Raw genomic sequence first — 13,003 nt, forward strand, 5'->3', positions numbered from 1 at the left:
ATCGAAACTCGAGTTAAATAGTTTCCCAAAAAACGGTTATGATTTGAAGGTGAAATGATAATGCCCACGGCCCGCCGTGCTTAGGAGGTGATCCATCCGCAGGTTCCCCCCTACGGATACCTTGTTACGACTTAACCCTCCTCACTGACACCAGATTCGAGTTCGCCCTCCCGGACGTACCCTCATCCAGCACCAGCTCGGATGGTTTGACGGGCGGTGTGTGCAAGGAGCAGGGGGGGCATATTCACCGCGGGATGTTGACCCGCGATTACTACGGAATCCACATTCATGAGGCGAGTTACAGCCTCAATCCTGACTACGAGCAGGTTTCGGGGTTAGCTTCCCCCCCTTTCGAGGTCGCATCCCATTGTCCTGCCCTTTGTAGCGCGCGTGTTGCCCGGGAGATTCGGGGCGTACTGACCTGCCGTCGACCCTTCCTTCCTCCAGCTTAGCGCTGGCGGTCCCCCCCTAAAGTGCCCCCCCTCCACTCACGTGAAGGATGGCAATTAGGGATAGGGGGTCTCGCTCGTTATCACACTTAAGTGAACGCCCTACGGTACGAGCTGACGACGGCCATGCACCACCTCTCCTTCTATCGGACAAGCTCATCAGGCTGGTCCTCATCCGAAGGTCGCTCCCGGTGAGTTTTCCGGCGTTGAATCCAATTAAACCGCACGCTCCTCCCGTTGCGGTGCTCCCCCCCGCCAATTCCTTTAAGTTTCAGCCTTGCGACCATACTCCCCCCCAAGCGGCCCACTTAACACCTTCGCTCCGGCACTGCCCCCCCCTCATCGGAGAGGCAACACCAAGTGGGCAGTGTTTACAGCTAGGACTACCCGGGTATCTAATCCGGTTTGCTCCCCCCCTAGCCTTCGTCCCTCACCGTCGGATCCGTTCTAGTTGAACGCTTTCGCCACCGGTCGTCCTTCCAGGATTACAGGATTTTACCCCCCCTACCCCCCCAGAAGTACGTTCAACCTCACCCGGTCCCAAGTCACGCAGTCTCTCCAGAAAATCTTCCGTTGAGCGGAAGAATTTACCTGGAGATTTACGTAACCGGCTACGGACGCTTTAGGCTCAATAAAAGTGACCACCACTCGAGCTGCGGGTGTTACCGCGGCGGCTGGCACCCGTCTTACCCAGCTCTTATTCCTCGAGCTTTTTAGGCTCGAGAAAAGCTCTGGCTGAGCCAGAGCACTCAGGTTCCCCGTGTCGCGCTTGCGCGCATTGCACAGGTTTCGCGCCTGCTGCGCCCCGTAGGGCCTGGACTAGTGTCTCAGAGTCCATCTCCGGGCTCCCCCTCTCAGGGCCCGTACCCGTCCTAGGCTATGTGGTCCGTTACACCACATACTACCTGATAGGCCGCAGACTCATCCTCAGGCGCCGGAGCTTTCACCACCCAAGCATTCCAGCATAGAGTGGCTATGGGGAATTAGCCTCAGTTTCCCGAGGTTATGCCCCCACCTGAGGGCAGATTATCCGCGTGTTACTGAGCGGTACGCCGGTGCCTTACGGCCCCCTTGACTCGCATGGCTTAGTCGGAACCTGATAGCAGTGGCCGCCGGCAGGATCAACCGGAGTTAAATCCTGTCACAATTATTGGAACTGGCGAGCCGTGGTTTGCACCATTTCACCCTTGTCGGAAGTGAGCATAAAACAACTCACTGCCCCATGTTTACCAGCCCCGGAATGACATTAGTTCACCCCGCCCCAACGGGCAGTCCCCTGTCCGCCTTTAAGGCTGGATATACTCGCTCTTTTCCTCTTTTAGAGCGTAATTTAGGATATGTTAATTTCATATTTAACCCTTTTGCGAGCCGGTGCGCCACATGGCCAATGTGGATCTGTGAAGCGTGCAGGTTAAAGGACATCCTGCCATCCGATCCTGCTTTGGCAAAATGGAGTACTCCCTGCATTGCACCGGAAGCACTGCGAAGACGCCCTCTCTGATCCCTACCAGACACCGGCATCATGCCCTATTGACGCAGGGAGAGGGCCGTGGTTACCCAGGCCATGGACACGATCTTAATTGCATAAACGCGATATTAAGAAAGAGCGAAAGCCACGCTCACTTGCCCGATTCCTGCGAGCTTGGGATGTTCCTCTTTATTGTTATGGGGGGGATCAGGTTGTTCTCGAACTCGAGCATCGCTATGTCCACGGGATCCACCATCCCGCTTGGCACATCGATGAGAACCGGGGGGGCGCCCATTGAAATCTGGAGGGCCCTCGCCCCAATTATCCTTGCTTTTTCAAACTTTGTTAGCGTCATGAAAATCATGCGGGCATCCGATAATGCTCAACTATATAATAACCTTTTTCAGGTCACTGGACACCGGACATGCGACATTTATTACAAAGCCCTCCCTTTTCAACCATGGACTTCCAGAAATTTTTCGGACAGAATGTGGAGCATTACAGCAGGAGCAGGCTGCATAGCCGCGGAGAAGACCTTGAAATCATGGTGAGGATTGTGCGGCCAGAGGGTACCGACGTCCTGCTCGACGCCGCTGCCGGACCTGGCTTCACTGCACTTCAATTCTCGGAGATGGTCTCCAGCACAGTCATACACGATGGCACCCCCCGGCATGCTGAGGAAGGCGATGGAACTTGTAAAGGAGAAAAAGGCACGCAACTGTTCCTTCGTGCTCTCAACCCTCCCTGAACTGCCACTCCCCCCCGACGGTGCCTTCACTGTAGTTACGTGCAGAAGGGCCCTCCACCACTTCCACAATGTCCATGAGACCCTGCGGGAGTTCCGCAGGGTGCTTGCACCCGGCGGGAGGCTCTGCATATCTGACATGGTAGCGCCGCAGGCTGGGAGGAGCAGTTCAACAGGCTGGAGTGGATGAGGGATAGCAGCCACCACTGGGCACTAAGCGAGGAAGAGATGCTTATGGAACTTGAAGAGGCTGGCTTCAGGGAGGTGGAGCATAGCATCATGGTCAACAGCCTGGACTTCGACCAGTGGCTTTCACCATTGGATTCTGAAAGTGCCCAGGGGGGGATGGCATGCAGGGCATACCTGGAAAAGCTCTCGGGTGAAGGCTTCCCACTGGCACGCCCTGGTGGCCTGATGAAACTGCATGGAGTTTACCTGGCTGTGAGGGACTGAGCTCCAGGCCCACCAGATTTGGAGAGCGGGTGAAAGGCATGCTCACATACACCTATGCTTCCATCTTCCTGGCAGGGTTTGCGCTGGGGATAGTGGCAGGCACGGTACTTTACCAGAGGTTGTCCAGGAGGCAGTACGAGAGGGCCATCAGGGACACCACACAGGAACTCTACCAGAGAGTGGTGCAGGAGGGTGCAAAGGCCATAGCAGAGAGCGCAAAAGCATCCATGGAGGATGTGTCCAGGGAGACTAGGCACGCACTGGAGCTGGAGAAGACAGAGATCAAGGATATGATAGAGCCCGTCAGGCAGGTTCTCGAAGCATACAGGCAGGAGGTGAGCGCCTTCAGGTCAAGTGTGCAGCAGAACTACGGCGAGGTGACGCAGATGATGAGGGCCCTGGAAGAGGCCGGCAGGCGCCTCTCAGAGGAGACGAGGAACCTGGCGAGCGCGCTCAAGAACAACCAGGCCAGGGGGGGCAGGTGGGGGGGGAAATACAGCTCAGAAGGATCGTTGAAGCGTCCGGAATGCTTGAGCACTGTGACTTTGAGGAGCAGGTGGCTGGCGAGGGTAACAGGCCCGATATGGTGATCAGGCTCCCCCGGGAACAGGGAAATAGTGGTGGATGCCAAGGTGCCGATATCTGAGTACCTGAGGGCGCTTGAGGCCCAGAGCGAGGATGAGGCCGTAGACCACCTGAAAGCGTACTCAAGGCAGGTCAGGGAGAGGCTAAGGGAACTTGCGTCGAAAAAATACTCCTCCGGACCCAGGAGAGCTGAGTTTGTAGTTATGTTCCTCCCAGGCGAGTCCTTCTTCTCCGCGGCCCTGAGGTTCGACCCCCCCGAACTGATGGACTTCGGGATACAGAATGGAGTCATAGTTGCTTCGCCAGTTACACTTCTGGCCATACTGAGGTCTGTGGCAATGAGCTGGCAGCAGTTCACTCTCCAGCAGAACATGGAGAGGGTCATTGAAATGGGCGGAAAGGTGTACGAGAGTGCGAACAGGTTCCTATCAAGCTTTTCCGAGATCGGCAGGGACATCTCCAGGGTGGTTAAGAAGTACAACGAGGGGGGGCGAGGAGCCTCAGGGAGAACCTGATTCCTTACGCGAGGAGCATGAAGGAACTGGGTGTCAAAGGGTCCGAGAAGAGCCCGGAGATAGGTGAGGTCGACGATACAGTAACCGGCACCGACTGAGCCGGTGGTCACCTGGGATCCACCGAGGCCAGGGAGCTGGCCTTCGCCCTTCCGATCAACACGGTCACAACCCCCCCACCGGCTAGGCAGGTGAAAGATATCAGGAGGAAGCCGGAGCCTGGGAGGACATCCGGTGCTACGGCGAAGGCCAGCACGCCCAGGATTCCACCGAGCCTGCCTGAAGCCTCTGATATACCCTGGAATGCACCCCCTGGTCTGGGTGTCAGACCAGCCAGTAGGCCTTATCACGGTTGTCTTGTCCGGGCCCATGGCCCCCGAAGAAGAATGCCAGAGCGAGCAGGATCACGAAGGCGAGGTCCATGTGAAGGGAGGCGAGTATGAATATTGACAGCATCAGGAGGGACGCGCCCCTCGCAATGAAGCCGATGAACTGGAGCCTCAGCATGCCGAGCCTCCTCACCAGGACTATGGCTGCGAAAGAGGCGGGGATCGTGAATGCCTTCACAATGACGCTGTAGCCAGCACCATCAGTGAATGTCACGTGAAGGTCGCTGGACAGCAGGTAAGGCATGTACACTGCCAGGCCCTGGTCGCCGATCTGGTACAGGAACCATGGTATGGAGTAGACCTTGAAGAGGCCCCCCCTCCCCCCCATTTCCATAACCCTCCTCACCACATCTCTCACAGGCCTGTGCTCCGCCTGCAACCATGCATATGACTCTGGTAGCCTGGCCCTCAGCCATATTGGTATTGCCGCCACCACCACTCCAGATGCCAGCTCGAGCCTCCAGGACAGGCCTGCCCCCCCGACCATGTCGAACAGGAAGCCGCTGAAGTATGCGATTATTATGCCGAAGTTGGCGAAGAACATTATGAGCATCATCCTGGATGGTGCGCTACCCCCCCTCCTGAATATCTCTGATGCGTAGACAAATACGACAACGTAGTCCAGGCCCACACCGAGGCCAACAACAACCCTGGATGCGAGCAGGGCCCACATGTTCCATGAGAGGGCCCCGATCACGCCGCCCAGTATGAATGTGAGGAGGTCGAAGAGCAGTATCCTGAGACGCCCGAAACGGTCGGCCATGGGACCTCCCACCACGGCAGCCACCATGGCACCGATCAGCACTGAAGTTGCCAGCAGATCCATGTAAACTGGGCCTGGCCTGAATAACTGCCTGATGATGCCAAGCTGGGGCGATATTGCTGCAATGTTGTAGCTTGATGCCAGGATACTCATGGAAAGCGCCACTATAGCCCTTCCCTGAGTATTGTAAGGACTGCCTGACATCTTCTGAGGATTGAGCCACAATAAATAAATTTTTGTAAGGAGTGCCTTACCATGATTGGCCCGCCCGATAACCGAAGGCCAGGGAGCCTACATTCTAAGGATCGAGGGAGCGGGGGGATGATTTTACCATAAGCAGGTGCTTAATCGTGACGGTTTCGGTATTGCCATGAATGTCATTTCTTTTGATTTGAATGGTGTAAAGATAACCGGCGCCAGGCACTTCATCCAAAGGGCTGACTGGAGGCTACCCGGTGCCTCACAGGGGGGGATCTCCCTGCTACTGCGCGTGCGAGATCCACGTACACCCACATGGGTCCTCTAAGGCATAAGGGATGTGTGGTGACTGGCCCAGAGCGCGTAATGGATGCATACGTTAAAATCGTGTTCGTCCACGCCAAGGTTCCATGCGTCATGGTGAGGGATATGGGAAAGGGTGCCCAGGGGAATGGTAGCCTCTGGCCAGTGCAGCAAATTATTGAATTTGCCCCCCCTACTGTCAGTGGACGGTTGAGTCCACACACGGGGTTATCCATCAGCCCCCCCTGCATTCCAGAAGTCCTCAGGAAGCGTTCCGGTAACTCAAACGAATGTCCCAGCATGGAACTTAATCCGGTTGTTTGTACATTTATAAGAGAGAAGGAATGGGGCTCTGTAACCTGCTATGGCTGCCATAAGAGCCGCAGCACCCGCAATTACCACAGTGTCATGTATATCTATTATTGTATTCATTGTTTCTTATGGCACACCTTCCTCTGCACCGATAGGCGCAGTAGCTGTTCCTACCAGTGTCTCCAGTGTAACTTCCCCCCCTTGGGTTCACTGGGTTGGCAGATGGGGATGAAGCAATTGGTACTTGAAGGAATAATGTGTGTGGAGAAAGCCTGGTATGTGGGGAACGGCGATTACGGTTACGCAATTTGGCTGAAGGTAAGGGGGGGCATAACCCATGATCGTATCAAAACAATAGGAAAGGGGGGGAGGACAAGGAAAATGATGAAGATCGTCATTCGCTAAGAGATGAGACACTCCAATGCATGAAATGGCAAAGTGAATATTGCAGAAACATGACAGCCATAAACCTTCTTGGAGGTATGCCGTGAGCCGGGATTGAACCGGCGACCTCCAGATCTTCAGTCTGGCGCTCTCCCAACTGAGCTACCACGGCCTGCCTAGTGTGATGCACTTTTCCGATTTCAATTTTACGCAGTCCCCGGCATGTAACCAAGATAAGCAACGTAGCTTTATGTGCCATGTGATTGAGCTAACACAATCTGCTCTGAGGGAGATCCTGAGGGAGGCGAAGAACGTATATATCCAGGGTGGTGCATCCACACCCACTTACCTCTTGGACATGATAGGAGAGATGGACATAGGTGGCCTATCGTTCTACCACATCGAGCTCGGCGGTGATGTTTTCCTCTTCAGGGAAGACCATACAGACAGGTTCAGGGACTACTCGTTCTTCGTGGGCGCGAACGCAAGGGATGCCCTGCAGAAGGGCTGGACAAGATATATACCCATTTTCCTCTCCGACATCCCCTGGTTTCTCAGGACGCAGATAAGGTTAGATCTTGCCATAGTCAATGTGAGCACGCCGGACAGCAAGGGCATGATGAGCCTTGGCCCAACAGTCGAGGCCGCGAAGGTTGCGGTAGAGGTTGCACGCAGGACCATTGCTCAGGTCAACGGTGAGGTCCCAAGGACCTTCGGGGGGGATTCGCTAATCACACCTGGAATGGTGAGCCACTTTCTCAGGCATGACGAACCCCCCCTCCACGTCACCAAGAGGGAGAGGCCGGATGAGGTGGACATGAAGATCGGCAGGAACGTTGCAGAGCTTATACCGGACGGTGCCACGGTGCAGGCCGGGATAGGCAAGGTGCCGGATGCTGTCATGCTCTCGCTCTCCGACAGGAGGGACCTGGGAGTGCACACCGAGCTGATTTCAGATGGCATTGTGGAACTCATGGAGAGAGGAGTTGTGAACAACAGGCTCAAGGCCATCGACCGGTACCACACGGTTGGTACCTTCGCAAAGGGAGAGCGCAAGGTCTTCGACTACCTGGACGACAACACATCGGTGCAGATGAGGAGCGTGGAGTACACGAACGACACATCCGTCATAAGGCGCAACAGAATGATGCACTCCATAAACTCCGCAGTGGAGGTTGACCTCACGGGGGGGGCAGGTGTCCGCAGAGTCCATAGGGCCCAGGGTCATATCCGGGGGGGTCGGTGGCCAGATGGACTTTGTCCGTGGATCGTCACTTTCAGAGGGAGGGAAATCAATAATAGCCCTGAGGTCCACGACCAGGGACGGGAAGTCGAAGATCGTCCCGTTCCTGATGCAGGGGACTGGAGTTACTACGACAAGAAACCACGTTCAGTACGTGGTTACCGAGTACGGTGTTGCCGAACTGAGGGGCAAGACCATTCAGGAAAGGGTCACAGAGATGGTTTCGGTGGCACACCCCCCCAGGTTCAGGTCAGAGCTGGAGGAGGAGGCATCCAGGATCCTCAGGGCCTGACATCAAGGTAAAGGGTGTAGAACGTCCCGTATTCCTCTATCCTGAACCCCATCTCCCTGGCCCCCCGGGACAACGAGCTCCTTCGAAGCAGATAATTCCTCCTCCGTGTGTGGGTTCATCCACATTGCCGATTCCCTGTCCCAGTCAGCGACTAGGACCCTCTGCCTTGCCACCCTGACCATCTCCCTCAGGCCCGACACAGGATCGGACATGTGGTGAAGTGCCCCCCCTATGGAGAATACCGTATCGAACGCACTGTCGCCAAATTCCAGCCTCTCCCCGGCCATCCTGAGAAGGCTGAGCCTGCCGGAGGAGACCTCATCCCTGTACTTTGATGAGATCTGTTCGAACGTCCAGGCCTCAGGTCAATGCTTACCACACTGACACCCGGGATCAGCATGAGCTTGTCCAGCATTATGCCGAAGCCTGTCCCCCCACGTCAAGGAACCTGTTTCCCCCCCTGGCCATCCTGGCAAACTCGTCCGCAACGTCATCCAGGACGATTCTCTGGTCAGCATCGGCTTGAATATCCGTTGCGCTTATATTATACGTGCATGGAAGATGAGGGCACGGGCATAGGGGACACGCACAACGCTTTAATAGTATATATCATTTGATATACGGTAAGGATGAGACCACCGGACTTCGAGTATTCAGGCCCCGGGACACTCAGGGAAGCCCTTGAGTATCTGGATAGCAGGCCCGGCAGCAAGGTGCTGGCCGGGGGGGCAGAGCCTCATACCTCTTCTCAAGACAAGGCTCGCCAGCCCTGCTGCTCTGGTAGACATAAACGGGATATCAGAACTCAGCTACATAACCACGGGGGAGGGGGAGTCCTGAGATTCGGCGCCCTGGCCAGGCACAGGGACTTCGAGCTTGGGGGAGCTTCCCAGACAGCTGGAGATATTCAGGGACGTCTCGAAACAGCTGGGCGACACGCAGGTGAGGAACATGGGAACGGCCTGCGGCTCCATGGCACATGCTGACCCTGCAGGTGACTGGGGGCCTGCTGCAGTGGCTGTTGGCGCCAGGCTCATCGTGGAGAGCGTGGATGGCCGGCGTGAGGTAATGGCCAGGAACTTCTTCAAGGGGGGGCCATTCAGCACAGACCTTAGGGAGAACGAGATCCTGGTCGGCGTGGAGGTGCCCTTCAGTGAGGGACAGGGCACGGCCTACACGAAACTGAAGAGGAAGACTGACGACTTCGCAACAGTGGGCGCCGCGGTATCCGTAAGGGTAAGCAGAGGAGGTTCAATAGAGAGTGCCACACTTGTCCTGGCAGGCGCGGGAGAGGTGCCGGTTGCAGTGGAGATCAACGATGTGGTGAAGGGCCGGACGCCTGATGAAGCAGCGGATGAGATTAAAAAGGTGGCAGGCCAGGCAGGTGAGTACCAGGAGGACCTAAGAGGTTCGGTGGAGTACAAGAGGGAGATGGCAGGCGTTATGGCACTGAGGAGCCTGCGTTCAGCCTATTCCAGGGCCAGGGGGGGTGACTGAACCATGTCCGGAAAGATCGCGGTGGAGATGAGAGTGAACGGCGAAACCGTGAGGGCAGAGGTGCCCCCCAGGATGCTGCTCGTTGACTTCATAAGGGATGTCCTCGGTCTCACGGGGGGGACGCACATAGGCTGTGACACGAGCACTGTGGCGCATGCACAGTCCTGTTCGATGGGAAGGCTGTCAAGTCATGCACGATGCTCGCTGTGCAGGCCAGGGGCCATGAGATCACTACAATAGAGGGCTTGGCCCGTGATGGGGAACTGCACCCCCCCCTCCAGAGGGCCTTCCAGAACAACCACGGCCTGCAGTGTGGCTACTGCACGCCTGGCTTCATAATGAATGCAGTCGAGTTACTGAACAGGAACGGGAATCCGAGTGAGGAGGAGATAAGGTTCCACATTGGGGGGGGCAACCTCTGCAGGTGCACGGGCTACGTGAACATAGTGAAGGCAATAAAGGAGGCTGCACAGGGGGGGAGGTGATAAGTTGGATAGCGCCTTTGGAGCCAGGATACCGAGGTTCGAGGATGTCAGGTTCGTGACGGGTAGGGGGGGGAGTTACGTGGCTGACATAGAGATGCCACGCACCCTGTACCTGAAGTTTGTGAGGTCGCCCTACGGACACGCCAGGATAAAGGGCATAGACAAGTCCGAAGCGCTGAAGATGCCCGGCGTCTACGGCGTATTCACCTATGAAGATATCAGGGACGGAGTGGCCAACATACCCACGGCATGGGTGATCCCGAACTCCGACATCAAGGCCGTGCCCTACCCGCCCCTTGCCAACGGGAAGGTCAGGTACGCGGGCGAGGCCGTTGCCGCCGTACTGGCATCCGACCAGTACACCGCAGAGGACGCTGTGGAGAAGGTGAAGGTGGACTACGAGCCACTGCTTGCGGTGACAACGCAGGAGGAAGCACTGAAAGAGGGTGCGCCTCAGCTCCATGAGGAGGCACCGGGCAACGTGGCCTTCAGGTGGACTGTATCCGGCGGCGATGTGGACGGCGAGTTCAGGAAGGCAAAGCACGTGCTGAAGAAGAGGATAGTAAACCAGAGGCTGCAGCCTGCGGCTATGGAGCCCAGGGCAGCACTGGCCAGCTATGACAGCGGCAGGGGGGGAGCTTACACTGTACGTCACGTCACAGAACCCGCACGTGCACAGGCTCCTCCTTTCACTGATCCTCTCAATCCCGGAGCACAGGATAAGGGTCATATCACCTGACGTCGGGGGGGTGGCTTCGGCAGCAAGATACCTGTCTACCCCTGGGAGGCCATAGCGTGCTACCTTGCCATCAAGACTGGCAGGCCCATAAAGTGGGTGGAGGATAGGACCGAGAACTTCCTGGGCACCATACACGGCAGGGACCATGTGCAGGATATCGAGGTTGCATTCGACGATGATGGAAAGATACGGGCCCTGAAGGTGAGTTCCCTGGCTAACATGGGTGCATACCTCTCAACCGCAGGCCCAGGCGTGCCCACAATACTCTTCGGCCTCATAGTAACGGGGGGGTGCTACGACATCAGGGCCGCAAGCGTCACTGTAACAGGGGGGGTGTTCACCAACACGACCCCCCACAGACGCCTACAGGGGGGGTGCCGGAAGGCCAGAGGCCTCTTACATAATAGAGCGCGTTGTGGACATGGTGGCCCAAAAGTTGAAGATGGACCCCGCGGAGGTGAGGATGAGGAACTTCATAAGGCCTGAAGATTTCCCGCACCCGAACCCCCCTGGGCCTCGTGTACGACAGCGGCAACTACCAGGCGGCACTGAGGAAGGCACTGGAGAAGGTTGGATACGAAGAGCTCAGGAAGGAGCAGGAGAAGGCAAGGAAGGAGGGCAGGCTCATCGGCATTGGCATATCCTCATACGTTGAGATGTGCGGCCTGGGCCCGTCCACTGTGGTGACAGCAACCGGATTCGGTGGCGGCCTCTGGGGGGGCTCTTCAACCATAAGGGTACACCCCCCCACAGGCAAGGTTCAGGTGCTCACGGGTGCACACCCGCACGGCCAGGGCGAGGAGACAACATTCGCGCAGATCGTGGCAAAGGAGCTGGGTGTGCCCGTTGAGGATGTCGAGATAGTGCACGGTGACACCGAGCTGACACCGATGGGCATGGCACATACGGCAGCAGGACAACGCCTGTGGAAGGTGGGTCCATAGCCCTCTCCGCCAGGAAGGTCGTGGAAAAGGCCAGGAAGATAGCCGCTTCTCTGCTGGAGGTATCAGAGGGGGGGACCTCGAGTTCAGCAACGGAAGGTTTTCGGTGAAGGGGGGGCTCCAACAAAGAGTGTGAGCATACAGGAGGTGGCCAACGCAGCATACATGGCTTCGAACCTGCCAAAGGGCGTGGAGCCCATGCTGGAAGCAACCACGTTTTACGACCCTGAGAACTTCGTATTCCCGTTCGGGACCCACGTGTGCGTGGTGGAGATAGACAGGGAGACGGGTAAGCCGCACATTCTGCGCTACGTTGCGGTGGATGACTGCGGGCCCCCCCAGATCAACCCGATGATAGTGGAGGGCCAGGTACACGGTGGGGGGTCGCGCAGGGACTGGCCCAGGCCATGTACGAGCAGTCTGTATATGATAAGGACGGGAACCTGCTCACCTCCAGTTTCATGGAGTACCTGGTGCCGGGTGCCATGGAACTGCCCAACATAGAGACAGACAGCACTGTTACTCCGTCGCCACACAACCCCCCCTCGGTGTAAAGGGCATAGGCGAGGCAGGACGATAGCATCGCCGCAGGCATTCGTGAATGCAGTTGTCGATGCCCTCAGGGAATACGGTGTGGACCACATAGACATGCCGGTGACGCCTGAAAAGGTATGGAGGGTCATACACGGTAAGAGGTGACCCTCAACACGCCATTTCTGAAGGCCTCGTGGAATGGCCTGGTCAGCAGGTCCCTCCTTGACACCAGCGAATCTATGAACGGGAGAGAGGCCAGCAGGCCATCTGTCCTCACAGAGGAGCCAGGGTTGTCAAGCAGGGGGTCGATCCAGAGGATCGAGCGGGAGAGCATCCTCAGCGCCCTCACGCCCTCGGCCATCTTTGCTGGGTCGCCCAGGTCCAGGCCGTCACTCACCACAACAGCATGTCTTCCCTCGGCGTGCTCCGGGTGCTCCCTGACGAGGCCTGCCAGCGCAGGGGGGCCTATAGCAGTGCCCGTGTCCATTGAGGATATCACGGCGGAGAGTTCGCCCTGCATCGAGCGCAGCCTGAGGTAGTCAGTTATCTCCCGGTACTCGGATGAGATTGCGTAGACATGGCTCCCCCCCCTTGAGCTCCTGAGTATTGAGAGGGCCAGGGAAACCTCCCAGCCTTCCAGGCCGTGCATGGACCCGCTGACGTCTATGAGCACCAGGAAAGATCCCCCCTGCTCCTCTTCCTGCCCCCCCT

11 protein-coding genes, 1 tRNA gene, 1 rRNA gene and 3 pseudogenes are annotated in these 13,003 nt (G+C 57.1%); 9 read left to right on the forward strand and 7 right to left on the reverse strand.

The genetic code is table 11. The features are described from left to right. Positions 1-79: 79 nt before the first annotated feature. A 16S ribosomal RNA gene (locus JCM13583_RS08670) occupies positions 80-1,584 on the reverse strand. 484 nt (positions 1,585-2,068) lie between these two features. Continuing rightward, positions 2,069-2,272 carry a DNA-directed RNA polymerase subunit K gene (locus tag JCM13583_RS08675; protein ID WP_075057386.1) on the reverse strand — a complete coding sequence of 68 codons (204 nt, stop codon included), beginning with the start codon at positions 2,270-2,272 and terminating at the stop codon, positions 2,069-2,071. Between the two features lie 199 nt (positions 2,273-2,471). Between JCM13583_RS08675 and JCM13583_RS08685 the strand changes: the two genes are divergently transcribed. From JCM13583_RS08685 to JCM13583_RS08700, 4 genes are read left to right on the forward strand one after another with little or no spacing between them, the layout of a single operon-like run. Continuing rightward, positions 2,472-2,852 carry a methyltransferase domain-containing protein gene (locus JCM13583_RS08685; RefSeq protein WP_162509686.1) on the forward strand — a complete coding sequence of 127 codons (381 nt, stop codon included), beginning with the start codon at positions 2,472-2,474 and terminating at the stop codon, positions 2,850-2,852. Next, complete coding sequence (locus JCM13583_RS08690; protein ID WP_075057389.1) at positions 2,849-3,115, forward strand: hypothetical protein; 267 nt, start codon at positions 2,849-2,851, stop codon at positions 3,113-3,115. The genes JCM13583_RS08685 and JCM13583_RS08690 overlap by 4 nt, the downstream gene beginning before the upstream one ends. A 38-nt stretch (positions 3,116-3,153) precedes the next feature. Next, positions 3,154-3,705, forward strand: a complete 552-nt coding sequence (gene rmuC / locus JCM13583_RS08695) for a DNA recombination protein RmuC (protein ID WP_162509687.1) — start codon at positions 3,154-3,156, stop codon at positions 3,703-3,705. Between the two features lie 27 nt (positions 3,706-3,732). Continuing rightward, positions 3,733-4,215: a DNA recombination protein RmuC gene (locus JCM13583_RS08700; RefSeq protein WP_075057391.1), complete on the forward strand. Its 483-nt coding sequence runs from the start codon at positions 3,733-3,735 to the stop codon at positions 4,213-4,215. Positions 4,216-4,321: 106 nt separating this feature from the next. Here the strand turns inward: JCM13583_RS08700 and JCM13583_RS14115 are convergent, their stop codons facing one another. The 3 genes from JCM13583_RS14115 to JCM13583_RS08715 form a co-directional block, all read right to left on the reverse strand. Continuing rightward, positions 4,322-4,468 (reverse strand): hypothetical protein, encoded by a 147-nt coding sequence (locus JCM13583_RS14115; protein ID WP_171823543.1) that lies wholly within the window; start codon positions 4,466-4,468, stop codon positions 4,322-4,324. Positions 4,469-4,536: 68 nt separating this feature from the next. Continuing rightward, the gene (locus JCM13583_RS08705) at positions 4,537-5,568 is read right to left on the reverse strand and encodes an MFS transporter (protein WP_162509690.1); all 1,032 of its coding nucleotides are present in this window, start codon (positions 5,566-5,568) and stop codon (positions 4,537-4,539) included. A gap of 1,092 nt (positions 5,569-6,660) precedes the next feature. After that, a tRNA-Phe gene (locus JCM13583_RS08715) sits at positions 6,661-6,733 on the reverse strand. A gap of 78 nt (positions 6,734-6,811) precedes the next feature. Between JCM13583_RS08715 and JCM13583_RS08720 the strand changes: the two are divergent. Continuing rightward, positions 6,812-8,096 (forward strand): annotated as a pseudogene (locus JCM13583_RS08720) (acetyl-CoA hydrolase/transferase family protein). Between the two features lie 2 nt (positions 8,097-8,098). Here JCM13583_RS08720 and JCM13583_RS08725 read toward each other — a convergent pair. Continuing rightward, positions 8,099-8,383, reverse strand: coding sequence for a methyltransferase domain-containing protein (locus JCM13583_RS08725; RefSeq protein ID WP_075057394.1), 285 nt, complete (start codon positions 8,381-8,383; stop codon positions 8,099-8,101). A 394-nt stretch (positions 8,384-8,777) separates the two neighbouring features. Between JCM13583_RS08725 and JCM13583_RS08730 the strand changes: the two genes are divergently transcribed. The 4 genes and pseudogenes from JCM13583_RS08730 to JCM13583_RS08745 all read left to right on the forward strand — a co-directional run bounded on the left by JCM13583_RS08730 (position 8,778) and on the right by JCM13583_RS08745 (position 12,457). Continuing rightward, entirely contained in the window at positions 8,778-8,936 is a 159-nt protein-coding gene (locus JCM13583_RS08730; RefSeq protein ID WP_171823544.1) for an FAD binding domain-containing protein, read from the forward strand. Between the two features lie 36 nt (positions 8,937-8,972). Next, positions 8,973-9,593 carry an FAD binding domain-containing protein gene (locus JCM13583_RS08735; protein ID WP_075057395.1) on the forward strand — a complete coding sequence of 207 codons (621 nt, stop codon included), beginning with the start codon at positions 8,973-8,975 and terminating at the stop codon, positions 9,591-9,593. A 3-nt stretch (positions 9,594-9,596) separates the two neighbouring features. Further along, positions 9,597-10,078, forward strand: a pseudogene (locus JCM13583_RS08740) ((2Fe-2S)-binding protein). Positions 10,079-10,172: 94 nt separating this feature from the next. Next, positions 10,173-12,457: pseudogene (locus JCM13583_RS08745) on the forward strand (molybdopterin-dependent oxidoreductase). Here JCM13583_RS08745 and JCM13583_RS08750 read toward each other — a convergent pair. Then, positions 12,438-12,965 carry a VWA domain-containing protein gene (locus tag JCM13583_RS08750; protein WP_075057396.1) on the reverse strand — a complete coding sequence of 176 codons (528 nt, stop codon included), beginning with the start codon at positions 12,963-12,965 and terminating at the stop codon, positions 12,438-12,440. The pseudogene JCM13583_RS08745 and the gene JCM13583_RS08750 sit on opposite strands and share 20 nt — an antisense overlap. Between the last annotated feature and the right edge of the window lie 38 nt (positions 12,966-13,003).

The organism is Thermogymnomonas acidicola JCM 13583, assembly GCF_001316105.1.
Taxonomy (GTDB): domain Archaea; phylum Thermoplasmatota; class Thermoplasmata; order Thermoplasmatales; family Thermoplasmataceae; genus Thermogymnomonas; species Thermogymnomonas acidicola.